At 75.1% G+C, this 14,140-nt stretch carries 11 protein-coding genes; 4 read left to right on the top strand and 7 right to left on the bottom strand.

Annotation, left to right across the window (positions count from 1 at the left end):
- Window positions 1-10: 10 nt before the first annotated feature.
- From ABIB37_RS08395 to manA, 5 genes are all read right to left on the bottom strand, one after another.
- A complete protein-coding gene (locus tag ABIB37_RS08395) occupies window positions 11-1,600 on the bottom strand; it encodes a DUF5719 family protein (protein WP_354259135.1) in 1,590 nt (529 codons plus the stop codon).
- Window positions 1,597-4,371, bottom strand: coding sequence for a glycosyltransferase (locus ABIB37_RS08390; protein WP_354259132.1), 2,775 nt, complete (start codon window positions 4,369-4,371; stop codon window positions 1,597-1,599). The genes ABIB37_RS08395 and ABIB37_RS08390 overlap by 4 nt, the downstream gene beginning before the upstream one ends.
- A 94-nt stretch (window positions 4,372-4,465) precedes the next feature.
- Complete coding sequence (locus ABIB37_RS08385; protein WP_354259129.1) at window positions 4,466-5,752, bottom strand: glycosyltransferase family 2 protein; 1,287 nt, start codon at window positions 5,750-5,752, stop codon at window positions 4,466-4,468.
- A 72-nt stretch (window positions 5,753-5,824) separates the two neighbouring features.
- Window positions 5,825-6,082, bottom strand: coding sequence for a WhiB family transcriptional regulator (locus tag ABIB37_RS08380; protein WP_170165653.1), 258 nt, complete (start codon window positions 6,080-6,082; stop codon window positions 5,825-5,827).
- A 225-nt stretch (window positions 6,083-6,307) separates the two neighbouring features.
- A complete protein-coding gene (gene manA, locus ABIB37_RS08375) occupies window positions 6,308-7,417 on the bottom strand; it encodes a mannose-6-phosphate isomerase, class I (RefSeq protein ID WP_354259126.1) in 1,110 nt (369 codons plus the stop codon).
- A 119-nt stretch (window positions 7,418-7,536) separates the two neighbouring features.
- On the opposite strand from manA, the gene ABIB37_RS08370 reads away from it, so the two are divergent.
- From ABIB37_RS08370 to ABIB37_RS08360, 3 genes are read left to right on the top strand one after another with little or no spacing between them, the layout of a single operon-like run.
- Window positions 7,537-8,715: an acyl-CoA dehydrogenase family protein gene (locus ABIB37_RS08370; RefSeq protein WP_354259124.1), complete on the top strand. Its 1,179-nt coding sequence runs from the start codon at window positions 7,537-7,539 to the stop codon at window positions 8,713-8,715.
- 32 nt (window positions 8,716-8,747) lie between these two features.
- On the top strand, window positions 8,748-8,993 hold the full coding sequence (locus tag ABIB37_RS08365; protein WP_354259121.1) for a hypothetical protein: 246 nt from the start codon (window positions 8,748-8,750) through the stop codon (window positions 8,991-8,993).
- Window positions 8,993-10,675 carry a rhamnan synthesis F family protein gene (locus ABIB37_RS08360; RefSeq protein ID WP_354259118.1) on the top strand — a complete coding sequence of 561 codons (1,683 nt, stop codon included), beginning with the start codon at window positions 8,993-8,995 and terminating at the stop codon, window positions 10,673-10,675. The genes ABIB37_RS08365 and ABIB37_RS08360 overlap by 1 nt, the downstream gene beginning before the upstream one ends.
- On the opposite strand, the gene ABIB37_RS08355 is transcribed toward ABIB37_RS08360, so the two are convergent.
- Complete coding sequence (locus tag ABIB37_RS08355; RefSeq protein ID WP_354259115.1) at window positions 10,672-11,409, bottom strand: polyprenol monophosphomannose synthase; 738 nt, start codon at window positions 11,407-11,409, stop codon at window positions 10,672-10,674. The two genes, ABIB37_RS08360 and ABIB37_RS08355, sit on opposite strands and share 4 nt — an antisense overlap.
- Before the next feature lie 11 nt (window positions 11,410-11,420).
- On the bottom strand, window positions 11,421-12,758 hold the full coding sequence (locus ABIB37_RS08350; protein ID WP_354259114.1) for a hypothetical protein: 1,338 nt from the start codon (window positions 12,756-12,758) through the stop codon (window positions 11,421-11,423).
- An 88-nt stretch (window positions 12,759-12,846) separates the two neighbouring features.
- Between ABIB37_RS08350 and ABIB37_RS08345 the strand changes: the two genes are divergently transcribed.
- Window positions 12,847-14,139, top strand: coding sequence for an O-antigen ligase family protein (locus ABIB37_RS08345; RefSeq protein ID WP_354259111.1), 1,293 nt, complete (start codon window positions 12,847-12,849; stop codon window positions 14,137-14,139).
- The last annotated feature ends 1 nt before the right edge of the window (window position 14,140 follow it).

Here is a 14,140-nt window from a genome sequence, read left to right as displayed (position 1 = left end):
CCAGCGAGGGCTAGTGCAGGACGCGCACGCCCTCCGCGGCCGGCCCCTGCGGGCTCGCCGTGAAGCCGCCCACCTCGCTGTCGCTGCGATAGCCGACGCCGATCACGAGGCCCTCGCCGACCACGTCCACGGAGCCCGCCTCGACCGCACGCTCGATCGTGCCGCCCGCGGCGAGCACGACCTCCTCGCCGTCGATCGTCACGCGCTGCTCCGCGTCGGCGGTGCTCGCGATGTGGAGGGTCGCCTCCGGGCCCTCCGGCACCGCGATCGCGGATGCGCCCGAGCGCGGCTCGCCGCTCGCGATCCAGTCGAAGTCGAGCCCGTCCGCCGACGTCGCGACGGCCCGCGCGCCCGCGACGACCGGCGCATCCGACGACACCCGGATCGCGTAGGTGCCGACCGGCAGGTCGCCGAGCGGGAAGTCGGTGACCACGCCCGCCTCGAGCCTGCCCTCCGACTCGATGACCGAGCCGTCGCTCGCACGGAAGGCCAGCTGCAGCGCGCCGCCCGTGGGTGAGAGCACGCGCAGCACGGGCACGGTGTCGTCGAAGTCGGCCTGCGTCTCGAGGCCGGACGGCTCGTCGACGCGCACCGCGGGCAGCACCGCGGCGGTGCCGGCGACGACGGGGTCGACGACGTCGAAGCCGCCGCGCTCGAGCCCGCGCGTCGTCGTCTGCTGCAGGTGCGCCGCGACGGGCGCACCGGTGGAGGCGACGCGCACGACCGCGTCGGCGACGCCGGGCGCGACGGCCGCGAGGTCGAGCACGGCCTCGGTGCCGGGGGCGACCGCGAGACCCGTCGAGCCGACCGACTCGATGGGCCCCTCCGGGCCGTAGACCGTCACGTCGACGCTCGCGCCGACCTCTGACGCGTTCGCGATCGTGAGCACGGTCTGCCTGCCGGTGCGCGTCGAGCCGCCGACGAGCCACTGCTCGAGCCGCGTCTCGGCGCACTCGCTCGCGGCGAACCCGCCGACCGCGTCGACGTCGACGTCGAGCGACTGGGCGGCCGAGAGCGTCGACTCCTCGCCGCGCTGCACGACGGCGTCGCCGCCGCTCAGGTCGCCCGCGGTGGGCACGCCGAGCTGCGACTGCTCGACCTCGCCGCCCAGGCTGCCGACCTGGACACGGGCATCGGCGACGCCCGTGATCGCCAGGGCGTCCTCGCCGTCGGAGGTGCCAACGCGCAGCGCCGGGCCCGCGCAGACGCGCGACTGCAGCGGGGAGGCGGGCTGGACGAGCGTCGAGGGTGCCGACGCGGTGACGCGCGCGTCGTCCGGCAGCGCGTTCGCCCCCAGCACGGCGCCCACGCCCAGCGCCGCGGCGACGAGCCCGGCGGCGGCGCGACCGCTCCAGCGGGCGACGCCGCGGCGGTCGACGCGCCGCACCGCCTCGGCCGCGTCGTTGGCGGCGGCCTCGCGGTCGGTGAGCGCGACGTCGCGCGCGATGTCGCCGTCGACCGGCTCGTCGCGCGCGGCCGCCTCGAGCGCGAGCTCCTCGGCCGTCGGCTCGTGCTCGATCGGCGGCTCCGGCTCGCCGATGGGCGAGGGGTCGTCGAACTCCTGGGAGTCGTCGAGCGGCTCCAGGTCCCGGTCGCTCATCGCCACTCCCCCGCTCCCTCGAGCCGCTTGGTGCGCACCCGCGCCCCGCGCCGCAGCGACGGCAGCGCCGCGACGACGGCGGCCGCGAGCGCGACGAGCTGGCCGAGCAGCAGCCAGGCGGCCCACGCGGGACGCTCGATCGGCGGCGTCGGCGCGGCCTCGAGCCGCTGCCACAGCAGTCCGGCCTCCGTCTGGCCGATGGTCTGCAGGTCGCCGCGCGCGTCGAGCGACCGCTGCGCGCGATCGTGGAGCCCGGCGGCGCCCTCGCGCTCCTGCTCGAGCAGCACGAAGCGCACGCCCTGCGCGTCGAGGAGCGCGTCGACGTCGACGTCGCCGCCCGAGGCGAGGTCGACCGCGGCCTGCGCGACCTGCGCGTCCAGGTCGCCCGGCGCCTCGCGCACGAGCTCGCCGGTGGCGAGGTCGTCGAGGGTCGTCCCTCGACCGCGCTCGAGGTCGACGCCGAGGTCGCCCTCGGCGAGCGGATGCAGCACGAGGGTGCCGACGCGCGCGTCGTCGGCGGTCGCCGCCTCCACGAACGCGGGCATGCGGCGGTCCGGCGCGGGCGTGACGATCGCGGGCGCGAGGAACGTCGACGCGACGACGGGCACGGCCGCGACCACCGCGACGACCGCGACGAGACCGCCGGGCAGGGCGGCACGCCGGTCCTCGACGTCGGCCGCCGTGACGGCGAGCGCGATGAGCGCGGCGAGCGCGAGGGAGGCGCCGGAGCCCGCCCAGACGGTGATCGCCTCGCCGTCGACGCTCGTGAGCGCGAGCCGCGATGCGCCGACCGCGGTCGCGTAGCCCGCGAGCAGCAGCAGCACCCACGGCCATGCGCGCGTCGGCCGCAGCACGACGCCCGCGAGCGCCGCGAGCGCGAGCGGCACGAGCAGCGCGAGCGCGACCCAACGGGCGTCGAGCCCCGGCGCCATCGCCGCGACCACGCCCTCGAGCGTCGTGAGCGTGCCGTCGGGCGACAGCAGCGCCGCCTCGGTGGCGTTCGGCGGGGCGGATGCGCGCGGCATACCGGGATCGGCGAGCGCGGCGAGCGGCGTGCCGGCCGTCCAGCGCGCCACGACGACGGGGCCGATGAGCGCGAGCGCCGGGAGCACCGCCGCGAGGGGCCGCAGCGGCGAGCGCCAGCCCACGCCGATGCCGATGAGCGCGAGCAGCAGCATCGCCGGCAGCAGCACCGGCGCGGCCGCGACGACGATCGCCAGCGGGATGGCGGCGAAGCCCGCCGCGCGCCACGACCGGTGCGCGAGCAGCATCCCCGCGGCGGCGAGCGGCAGGGCGAGGTGCGCGAGCACCGCGCCCACCCGGCCGTCGACGATCGCCGCGAGCAGCGTCGGCGAGAGCGACCAGACGGCCGCCGACACCGCGGGCGCCCAGCGGGAGTCGGTCATCCGCCGCACTGCGAAGAACGCCGTGACGGCCGCGATCGCCGGGGCCAGGAAGAGCAGCAGCACGATCGCCGTCGACGGCTGCCAGAACGTGATGGAGCCGAGCAGCGCGAGCAGGATCACGAACGGGTCGGCCGGTCCCTGGACCTCGCCGAGCGCATCCCTCGGCCCCGCGAGCGCGTTCGCCCACAGGTCGCCGAGCGAGTCGGAGAGGGGCAGCAGCGCACCGCCCGTCGCCGCCGCGGCACCGAGCAGCTGCGGGGACAGCACGACGCCCACGACGAGTGCCGCGACCGCGGCCCACAGCCCCGCCCCCTCGACGAAGCCGACGCGCTCGTCCACGGAGCGCTGCGCGTGCTCGGGGTCGCCCACCGCGCGACGGTGCGACCGCACGGTGCGCCACGACGCGCGCAGCGGTCGCAGCGACGCCCAGCCCGCCGCGCGGGCGCGGGCGATGCGGCGGCGGGCGCGAGCGGTCGAGGGCACGGCGACGAGCGTCGCGAGCGTGGCCTGCCACTCGGCGAGCACGGCGGCCGGCCGCTTCGCGAGCAGGTGCGCGATCGAGCGCACGACGGCGAGCGGCAGCAGCAGGAGCCAGTGCACGACGAGGGCGAGCGGGTTCGCGTAGGCGAGCCGGCGGTGCAGCTGCGCGCGCCGCGCGATCGCGACCCGCCCGGCGTCGCTCACCGCGCGCGCGGCGAAGTGCTCCGGCCCGCCCGCGCGACGCACGCGCGCTCGCGGCTCGACGGCGACGCGATGGCCGGCGAGGCGGGCGCGCACACCCAGGTCGAGCCCGGCATCGATGGAGCGGAGGGCCGGGTCGAAGCCGCCGAGCGCGGCGAAGGCGTCGCGGCGCACGAGCACGCCCGTCTCGGCGACGCCGAGGCGATCCGAGTCGTCGTCGTGCTGCCCCTGGTCGAGCTCGCCCTCGTGCAGCAGCAGGCTGCGGCCGAACGGCGTCATCGACTGGCCGAACTCGGCGAAGCGGTCGGGCTCGTCGGCGCGCATGACCTTCGACCCGACGACGGCGACGCTGGGGTGCGCCTCGGCGTGCGCGAGCAGCGCCTCGAGCGAGCGCGGGTGCGGCGCGGCGTCATGCGCGAGCAGCCACAGCCAGTCGTCGTCCTCGGCCTCCGGCAGCGTCGCGACGCCCTTGCCGATCAGCGCGCCGTACGGCAGCCGTTGCGTGATGACGACGCTCGACGCCTGCGACGCCTCGAGCAGCGCGCGCGAGCCGTCGCGCGAGGCGCCGTCGACGGCGACGAGCCGCTCTGGCGGCGTCGTCTGCGCGCCGATCGCCGCGAGGGTCGCCGGCAGGTACGCGGCGCCATTGCTGGCCGCGAGCACGGCGAAGACCCTCGGATGCACCCGGCAAGGCTAGGCGGGATCGGCGCCGCGCCCCGGGTTGTCGCCGGTGTGCCGTGCGATCGGCGCCCGAGCCGGCGGCGCTCGAGGGTGCGGGTCAGGCGCGGCCGGGCCGGACGACGCGCTTCACGGCGCTCGCGGCCCGGAAGGCGGGGTGCTCGCGCACGAGCCGCAGCCGTGACTCCGCAGCGTCGCGCGCTGCGGCGGCCCTCGTCGCCTGCTCGCGCGCGTCGGCGAGCTGGCCCTCGAGCGCGCGCCGCGCGGGCGCGCCGGCCTCGAGGCCCGCGAGCCACGCCTCCTCGCGCTCCGCGGCGATGCGCGCCGCGAGGCCGGGGATGCCGTCGAGCGTCTCGCGCTCGAGCCGCAGCCGGTAGAGCTCGGTGTTGCGCGCGTCGAGCTCGTCGCGGAGCGCGACGATGTCGTCCTGCGCCACCTGGTCGAGCGGTGCGAGCAGCTCGGCGAGCGCGCGCAGCTCCTGGATCTCGCCGGTCGAGAACGGCGCATCATCGGCGTCGTCGAGCACCGCGGTGAAGCGCGCGGGCAGCAGCGGCTCGAGCCGCTCGAGCTGCTCGAGGAGCGAGGTGTCCTCGCGCAGCCCCGGCGCGCGCAGCTCGTCGGCCGTCGGCATCCGGCGGGCGAGGAAGGGCAGCAGCTGGTTCGCGCGCATGCGGCGCCAGTCGCGCATGCCGTGGTGGTTCGCGCTCGGGCGCAGGTCGGGGTTCTGCTCGTAGGCGCGCCCCATGTTCTCGGTCTTGCGCTCGACCTGCGACGACGAGCGCCACGGCAGGTGCAGCACCTCGAGCGCCGCATCGGCCGGCGGTTCGCCCTGCTGCTCGATCGAGACGAAGTGGTTGCCGTGCGCGACCTCGACGTCGGCGCTGCCGATGTGGATCGCGTTCGGGGTCGGGTGCGCGTGCACGCCTGCGGCCCGCAGCGCCTCGAGGGTGCGCTCGTCGCGGCGCACGAGCCGGCGGAGGCCCGAGCCCTGTCGCGCGATCGGCCCGACCAGGTTGACGACCGGCACCGTGAACGCGCCGATCTCGCGCGGCGTGCGCGCGAGCGCCTCCGCCACGGTGAGCGCCGGGTCGACCGCGCGCACGAACTCGTCGGCGTCGCCGTTGATCACCCAGCCGGCGCCGTGCTCCTCGAACGCGAGGCGGGCCATCCGCGTGACGACCTTCGCCTGCTGCTTGCGGTGCTCGGGATCGTCGAAGACGGTGACCGGCGCGACGGCCGCGTACTCGGCGAGGATCTCGCGCGTGCCGTCGACCGATGCGTTGTCGGTCACGAGGATGCGATCGATCCCCTGGGCGAGGTGGTGCTCGATCGTCGCGGCGATGATGTCCGCCTCGTCGCGCACCATCATGGTCATCACGACGGTCATGCGGCGAGCATATCGGTGCATGAGCCCTGCTCAGCGACTGCTCGGCCGAGCCTGCGGGTCACACCTGTCCGATCAGGCGAGCTTGCGCAGCTTGCGGCGCTCGCGCTCCGAGAGGCCGCCCCAGATGCCGAAGCGCTCGTCGTTCTCGAGCGCGTACTCGAGGCACTGCTGCCGCACGTCGCACGACTCGCAGATGCGCTTCGCGTCGCGCGTCGAGCCGCCCTTCTCGGGGAAGAACGCCTCGGGATCGGTCTCGGCGCACAGCGCGTCGGCCTGCCAGCCGAGCGGCTGGTCGTCGATCTCGCTGCGCACACCCGGGACGCCGAGCATGACCGGGTCGACGAACCAGTCACCGGGCACCCCTCGGCGCAGCCCGCGATCGTCGATGGCCTGCGCTGCTGTCGTGCTGCGCTGCACTCCCTCTCGCATGGCGTTCCCCCGGTTCTGCAGGACCCCGGCCGGGCCTGCGTTGCACCAATTACACCGGTGTAGTTCGCCTCGCGTCAAGTCGGAGATTCTAGGAGTGTCGCGCCCTCTCGCCCGGGAGCGACGCACCTACGGCGTGTCGATCTCGAGCGCGAGCCACGCCTCCGCGGCGTCGATCTCGAAGGGCGCCGCGGCGTCGATCCACGCGGCCGCCGCCGGCGCGAGCGCACGCGTCTCGCCGTCGACCGTCGCGGTGCCGCCGGAGACGGCGAGCAGCAGTCCCCTGCCGCCCTCGACGACGTGGGCGCCGGTGATGCGGCGCAGCTCGAACGGCGCGGCAGGGCGGTAGGCGGTCGCGCCCTCGAGCGGCTCCGCGGGCAGCCGGGGGTCGTCGAGCGGCGTCGGGTCCACGACCGCGAGCAGCTCGGCGACGTCGACGTGCTTCGGCGTCAGCCCGCCGCGCAGCACGTTGTCGCTCGGGCCCATGAGCTCGATGCCGAGGCCGGAGAGGTAGGCGTGCAGGTTGCCGGCGGGCAGGAAGAGCGCCTCCCCGGGCGCGAGCGAGACGCGGTTCAGCAGCATCGCGACGAGGATCCCCGGGTCGCCCGGATGCGTGGCCGAGAGCCGCGCGATCGTGTCGGCCTCCACCGGGTGCGTCTCGGCGAGCGCATCCGCCGCGGCGACCGCGCCGGCGACGACCGGCGCGACCTCGGCGTCGCCGGACAGCAGCCACGCGAGGGCGTCACCGGCGGCGAGGTGCCCGAGCAGCGGCGCGACGCGCTCGTCGGCGGCCGCGAGCGCCTCGGCCACCGCCCGAGCCTGCGCCTGCGGACGGAACCCGCTGAGCGCCTCGAACGGCGTCACCGCGACGATGATCTCGGGCTTCGGGTGCGGGTCGCGGTAGTTGCGGTGCGGGGCGTCGCGCGGGATGCCCGCAGCGTCCTCCCGCTCGAACCCCTCGCGGGCGCGTGCCGCATCCGGGTGCGCCTGCAGCGAGAGGGGCTCCGCGGCAGCGAGCACCTTGAGCAGCATCGCGGGCTGCCGCGCGCCGAGGGCCTCGAGCGCGGGCCCGAGCGCGGTCCCCGCGTGCTGGCCCGCCGTCACGACGGCGGGGCACCCCGCGTGGGCGCCGAGCCACAGCTCGGCCTCCGGTCCGCCGGACGCGGTGCGGCCCAGGTACTCGGACAGGAGCGTGGTGCTCCCCCAGGCGTAGTCCCTCGGCTCATTGGCGATCGGCACAAACACAGCCGCGGTCTCCTTCCGCCGGTTTGGTCGAGCGTACCAACGGCCCGCCGCCTGGCCCGCGGGCGGCCGTAGCCTGACCGCGACGGCCAGGACGGCCGGGAGACTGAGGAGCAATGACGTTCACGCCGCTCACGAGCGACTTCTACGGGTTCGCCGCCGACCTGACCGACGCAGAGCGCGCGTCGCTCGCCGAGATCCGGGCCTTCATGGAGGAGCGGGTGCGCCCGGTCATCCTCGACCACTGGCACCGCGACGCGTTCCCGACCGACCTCATCCCCGAGCTCGGCGCGCTCGGCGTCGTCGGCGGCGCGTGGCCCGAGACCGCCAGGTTCGAGAACTCCGCCGTCTACCGCGGCTGGGTCGCGCTCGAGATGAGCCGCGTCGACGCCTCCGTCTCGACCTTCATCGGCGTGCAGAACGGCCTGGTGGCCGGCACGCTCGGCGTCACCGGCAGCCCGGAGCAGCGCGCCGAGTGGCTGCCGCGCCTCGCCGACTGCTCGGTGGTCGGGGCGTTCGGCCTCACCGAGCCGCTCTCGGGCTCCGACTCGGCGCAGGGCCTGCGCACCACCGCCCGGCGCGAGGGCGACGAGTGGGTCATCGACGGCGCCAAGCGCTGGATCGGCAACGCCACCCAGGCCGACATCGTGATGATCTGGGCGAAGGACGCCGAGACCGGGCGCGTGCTCGGCTTCATCGTGCCCACCACGACGCCCGGCTTCTCGGCGACCCGCATCGAGCGCAAGATCTCGCTCCGCATGGTGCAGAACGCCGACATCGTGCTCGACGGCGTACGCGTGCCGGAGTCCCTGCGGCTGCAGGGCGCGAACAGCTTCCGCGACACCGCCCGCGTGCTGCGGCTCACGCGCGCGGAGGTCGCCTGGAGCGCGGTCGGCGTGATGATGGGCGCCTACGAGGCAGCGGTCCGCTACACGACCGAGCGCGTCCAGTTCGGCTCGCCGATCGCCGGGCACCAGCTCGTGCAGGACCTGCTGGCGAAGTCGCTCGGCCACATCACCGCGTCGATCGCGCTGTGCGTGCAGGTCTCGCGGATGCTCGACGAGGACCGCCAGGAGGACGCCCACTCGGCGCTCGCGAAGGCCTACGCGACGAGCCGCATGCGCGAGGTCGTCTCGTGGTGCCGCGAGGTGTGCGGCGGCAACGGCATCGTCACCGACTACGAGGTCGCGCGCTTCTTCGCCGACGCGGAGGCGCTCTACACCTACGAGGGCACCGCGCAGATGAACTCGCTCATCGTCGGCCGGGCGATCACCGGGCAGTCGGCCTTCGCCTGAGCGGGGCCGATCGGGCGAATAGGCTGACCGGCATGGATGCGAACGCGCCGGACCAGCCCGAGCTCGAACGACTGCGGAGCGAGCTCTCGCGGCTCGAGCGCGAGCGCGCGACGGAGGTCGCCGAGCTGCGCTCCGCGCGCCACCGCATCATGGAGCTCGAGGCGCAGCTCGCCGCGAGCCGCGATCGGCTGCCCCACCCGCGGGCGATGGCCGTGCGCGCGAAGCGGGTCGCGCGCCGCGGCGTCGGCTCGCTGCTGCGCAGGCTGCGGAACCGCTAGTGCGGCTGGCCAACCTCGACGCGGTGCGCCGCGTCGGCATCTTCTTCTTCTACGACGGCGACGGCGTCGCCGACGAGACCGTCACGACGCTGCTCGACGGCGTGCAGCCGCACTTCGAGCGCACGATCGTCGTCGTCAACGGCGCGCTCGACGAGGCGAGCCGGGCAGCCTTCGAGGCGCGGCCCGGCACCGAGCTGCTGCAGCGCGAGAACCAGGGCTTCGACTCCTGGGCCTACAAGACCGCGATCGAGCACATCGGCTGGGACGGGATCGCTGAGATCGACGAGCTCGTGCTCTACAACTTCACGATCCTCGGGCCGGTCGCGAGCGTCGACGCGATGTTCGCCGACATGGATGCGCGCGACCTCGACTTCTGGGGCCTCACCGTGCACCACGGCGCGCCCTTCGACCCGTGGGGCCTGCTCGAGACGCCGACGCTGCCCGAGCACCTGCAGTCGCACTGGATCGCGGTGCGCGCGTCGATGCTGCAGTCCGCGCCCTTCCGCCGCTACTGGGACGAGCTGCCCCCGATCCCCGACTACGCGCACGCGGTCGCGAAGCACGAGGCCCGCTTCACCCACCACTTCGCGTCGTTCGGCTTCCGCTGGGAGCCCTTCGTCGACACGGCCGACCTGCGGCAGACCACCTTCTACCCGCTCAACTCGATGCCGGTCGAGCTCATCCGCGACCGGGGCTGCCCGATCTTCAAGCGCAAGACGCTCTTCGCCGGCATCGACTCGGTGATCGACGAGCACGCGACCGGCAACGCCCGCGAGCTCTACCGCTTCCTCGCCGCGTCGGGCCGCTACGACATGGGCGTGCTCGACCGCCACCTCGCTCGCTCCGCCGACCAGCGCGGCGTCTTCGAGACCATGCACGAGTGGCGCATCCTCGCGCCGTCCGCGGCGTCGCGGCCGTCGACCGTCGCGCTCGTCGAGGCCTCGGAGGGCTGGGAGCAGCGCGTCGACGCCGTGCGCGGCGCCGACCGGATCGTGCTCGCCGGGGCGCCCGGCACCCTCGCAGCGATCGACGCGAGCGCGGAGGTCGACCTCGACGGCGTCGAGCTCGTGGGCGTGCGCGCGCATCCCCTCGAGGCGCTCGCCGATGCCGAGGAGTCGCTCGCGGTGCTCGCGCTCGCCGACGGCATCCCTGCGGAGCTGCCCGGCCTCGACCGCGACGACCGCCGCGCCGACGCGCTCGAGTCGCTCGGGCTGCCGGACCGGCTCGCGGATGCGGCCGCCGCGTTCGACGACACCGCCGTCGGTGCGCTCGTGTCGGCGCCCGCCCTGCAGCGCGGCTGGTTCGGCGAGCTCGGCCACGAGGCCGACGGCGCCACGGCGCGGCTCGAGCTCGCGGCGAGCCGGCTCGCGATCCGCGCGCGCTCGAACGCCCCCGTCGTGCCGCAGGCGGGGGCCGCCATCGTGCGTGGCACCGTCGCGGCATCGCTCGGCGCACGGATCCGCGACGCGGCCGCCGAGCTGCCGCAGCTGTCGGTGGACGAGTGGGGGCGGCTGCTCGCGCTCGCCGTGCAGGACGCCGGGCTGCGGCCGCAGGTGTCGATCTCGGCGCGGCTCGCGGAGCAGCGGCTCTCGGTCATGCAGCACCAGCTGCGCGGCCTCACCGGCGCGGTCGGGCGCGGCGTGGGCGAGTCCTACACGCAGCTGCTCGGCAGGATCCGCTAGCGCGGCAGCAGCGCGCGCAGCTGCGCGGCGCGGCGGCCGATGCCCCAGCCGGTCACCTTCGTGAGGGCCTCGCCGATGATCGAGCCCGACATCTTCGACTCCCCGGCCTCGCGGTCGCGGAACTGGATGGGCACCTCACTGATCGACGCGCCCGCGTCGTGCGAGCGCACTGTCATGTCGATCTGGAAGCAGTAGCCGCGGCTCTCGAGCGACTCGAGGTCGAGCCGCTGGAGCAGCTCGGTGCTGTAGACGCGGTAGCCGGCGGTCATGTCGTGCGCGGGCACCCCGAGCATGAGACGGGCGTAGAGGTTCGCGCCGCGGCTGAGCACCTCGCGGCGCATCGGCCAGTCGACGACGCTGCCGCCCGGCATCCAGCGGGAGCCGATGACGAGCTCGTCACCGGCCGCAGCGCGCTCGAGCATCGCCCGCAGCCGCTCCGGCGGGTGCGAGCCGTCGGCGTCGATCTCGATCACGTGGGTGTAGCCGCGCTCGATGCCGAGCGCGAAGCCGTCGAGGTAGGCGGCGCCGAGACCCAGCTTGCCGGGGCGGTGGCGCACCGTGATGCGCGGGTCCGCCGCGGCCATCCGGTCGGCGAGCTCGCCCGTGCCGTCGGGGCTCGCGTCGTCGAGGATGAGCACGTCGAGCTCGGGCACGGCGGCGAGCAGCCGGTCGACGAGCACCGGGAGCGACTCGACCTCGTCGTACGTCGGGATGAGCGCGAGCGCCTTGATCATGGATGGTCCCTTCACGGCTCGCCCACGATCGAAGGGCAGTCGAGCACCAGCGCACGATTGTACGGGGCGATGAGCAGATCCTCCGGCGCATCGCCGCCCTCGCAGGCGGCCGCCTGCCGGTCGACCTGCACGCTCCACGGCTCGACCCCGATCCGGTGGGAGCCGGTGTCGGGCGATTGCCAGGCCATCGCGCCGACGAACGCGGCGAGCCCGAGGGCGAGCACCGGCTTCGCCACGGCGAGCCATCGACCTCGGAGCCGCTCGACCGAGACCGACGCCGCGATCGGCACGATGGCGGCGAGCAGCATGCCGGCGGCGCCGCCGTAGCGCAGGTCGACGATCGCGGTCAGCCAGTCGTCGCCGCGGAACGAGGCGTACTGGAACTGCTCGATCGGCGAGGCGAGCAGCGAGCCGCCGAAGGACGACGCGGAGGCCAGCAGCACGACCGCGCCGGCGATGCGGGCCCGCCAGGAGCCCCAGACGATGACGACGAGCGCCGCGATGGTGAAGACCGCGAGGATCGGCGCGGCCGCGATGGGCCCCTGCGCCGCGAACGCCTCGCGGATGCCCTGCTCGGTCGGCTGGAGCGTCGGCATCACGACGTTCGACAGCCAGCCGACGACGACATCCGGGATGCCGATCGGCACGCCGTCGTAGCCGCCGCGCGGAGCGAGCAGCCACGACAGCGCCTGGCCGCCGAGCCCGAGCAGGAAGCCGCCGATCACGGGCCACAGCAGGCGCCGGCGCAGGTGGATGCGCAGCAGCAGCACCGGCAGCATGAGCAGCAGCTGCACCTCGGTCATGGCCGCGACGAACGCGGCGACGGCGACGAGCCACGACTCGAGCCGCGAGGTCGGCATCGAGAGGGCGATCCAGACGCCGAGCCAGAGCATGAAGGTGTGGAGGTCGGCGAGGTTGCCGATGATCTCGGGCGCGATGAGGGGCACGACCACCGGCACGACGCCGAGCGCCATGCGCGCGGGGAGCCACGGCACGGCCCAGCGCGCGAGCGGGATCGTCGCCGCGCAGACGAGGGCGGCGACGATCGCGCTCGCCCAGAAGACGACGGCGGCGTAGCTCGCGAGCGGCGCGAGCGCGACGACCGCGCCCGCGAGCAGCCGCGGCAGCAGGTGCTGGTAGCCGGCGTAGGGCGCGAGGATCGAGCCGGCGGGATCCTGCAGCGCGCCGAGCAGGAAGATCGCGCCGTCCTCGGCCCAGACGACGTCGTGCTCGAGGGCCGGGATGCGCGCCACCTGGAAGGCGAGCGCGACCACGAAGACGGCCGCCGCGGCCGCCCACGCGGGCCAGCGACGCCCGCTCGAGGGCGCTCGATCCGCCGCCTGCTCCATGCGTCCAGCTCCATCCCGGAGCGCGTCCGCCCCTCGGCGAGACTACGACACGGCGGTCACCCGTCCCCCGCGTGCGACAATCGCCACCATGCTCGTGCGCGCCCCTCACCGGCTGCTCGCGACCTTCATCGTGCTGCAGCTCGCGTGCGGCGACCTCGTGCGCAACCTGCTGGGCTGGCCGCTGTGGGGCGCGCTCAGCGGCGTGACGCTGCTCTGGGCGCTCGTCGCGCTGCGCCGCTCGGGCGCGAGCTGGCAGTGGCTGCCCGCGCCGCTGCTCGCCTTCATCGGCGTCGCCGCCGCGACGATCATCGTCACGCCGCACCCGCTCGCGACCCTGCTCGGCGTCGCGCTGCTGCTCGTGCACGTGATGCTCGCCGTGCTGCTCGCGACGCTGCCCCTGCACACGCTGCTCGAGGTGCTCCACCGCTGCCTGCAGGGCATGCTCATCGCCTCCCTCGCCTTCGAGGTGGGCATCGCCCTGTTCGTGCAGGGCCCGGTGTATCCCGTCTGGCTCGACAACGACAGCGGGCTGCCGATGATCCCGTGGTCGACCGGCGGCATCTTCTGGGGCCACCGCATCCAGGGCATCACCGGCAACCCGAACCTCACGGCGATGCTCGCGCTGCTCGCGCTCATCGTGGCCATCGGCCGCCACCGCGCGGGCCTCGACCGTCGGCTGTGGTGGGTGTGGACGGCGCTGCCGGTCGTCGTGCTCGCGCTCACGCGCTCGATGACGGTGCTCGTCGCGGCGCTCGTCGTGCTCGTCTCGTTCTGGCTCGTCTACACCTGGCGCCGCCGCCCGCGCGGCGCCTTCCGCCCGGCGGTCGTCGCGGCCGCCGGCGTGCTGGCGGTGGTCGCCGCGTGGGCGATCAGCAACTGGGACCGCGTCGTCGAGGCGCTCGGCCGCGAGGCGTCGATGGAGGACCGCTTCCAGATCTGGGCGGCCGCGCTCGACTGGTGGCGCGGCTCCCCGCTGCTCGGCAGGGGCTGGATGGGCTACTGGATGCCCTGGGTCGAGCCCTACGACCGGCTCGGCCTGCAGGACGGCATCGTCTACCTGCAGGCGCACAGCGTATGGATCGACGTGCTCATGCAGGCGGGCATCCTCGGCGTGCTCGCGTGGGCGTGGCTGCTCGGCTCGACGCTCCGCGGCGCGGGTCGCGACCTCGCCGAGGCGCCGACCGGCGCCGGCCCGATCGCGGCGGTGCCGCTCATGATCCTCGTCGCCGAGGCGGTGCAGGGCATCGCCGAGTCGCGACCGCTCATCGAGCTCGGCATGGTGCTGCTCGTCATCTTCGCCGTGCGCCAGCAGCGCGCCCGCGTCGAGCTCGGCCGGCTGCAGACGATGGCCCTCCCGCTGCCCCTGCAGCGCGGCGGGTAGC

It is taken from the genome of Agrococcus sp. UYP10 (genome assembly GCF_040547205.1).
Classification (GTDB): Bacteria; Actinomycetota; Actinomycetes; order Actinomycetales; family Microbacteriaceae; genus Agrococcus; species Agrococcus jenensis.
Note: the sequence above shows the minus strand (reverse complement) of the source record. Positions and strands in the feature narration are given on the sequence as shown.

Excerpts from the sequence above, each read along its gene's own strand:
- ABIB37_RS08385 (WP_354259129.1), bottom strand. The coding sequence starts at position 5,752 with ATGACCGTCGTGATGACCATGATGGTGCGCGACGAGGCGGACATCATC.
- ABIB37_RS08380 (WP_170165653.1), bottom strand. The coding sequence starts at position 6,082 with ATGCTCGGCGTCCCGGGTGTGCGCAGCGAGATCGACGACCAGCCGCTC.
- ABIB37_RS08355 (WP_354259115.1), bottom strand. The coding sequence starts at position 11,409 with ATGATCAAGGCGCTCGCGCTCATCCCGACGTACGACGAGGTCGAGTCG.
- ABIB37_RS08395 (WP_354259135.1), bottom strand. The coding sequence starts at position 1,600 with ATGAGCGACCGGGACCTGGAGCCGCTCGACGACTCCCAGGAGTTCGAC.
- ABIB37_RS08370 (WP_354259124.1), top strand. The coding sequence starts at position 7,537 with ATGACGTTCACGCCGCTCACGAGCGACTTCTACGGGTTCGCCGCCGAC.
- ABIB37_RS08350 (WP_354259114.1), bottom strand. The coding sequence starts at position 12,758 with ATGGAGCAGGCGGCGGATCGAGCGCCCTCGAGCGGGCGTCGCTGGCCC.
- ABIB37_RS08365 (WP_354259121.1), top strand. The coding sequence starts at position 8,748 with ATGGATGCGAACGCGCCGGACCAGCCCGAGCTCGAACGACTGCGGAGC.
- ABIB37_RS08345 (WP_354259111.1), top strand. The coding sequence starts at position 12,847 with ATGCTCGTGCGCGCCCCTCACCGGCTGCTCGCGACCTTCATCGTGCTG.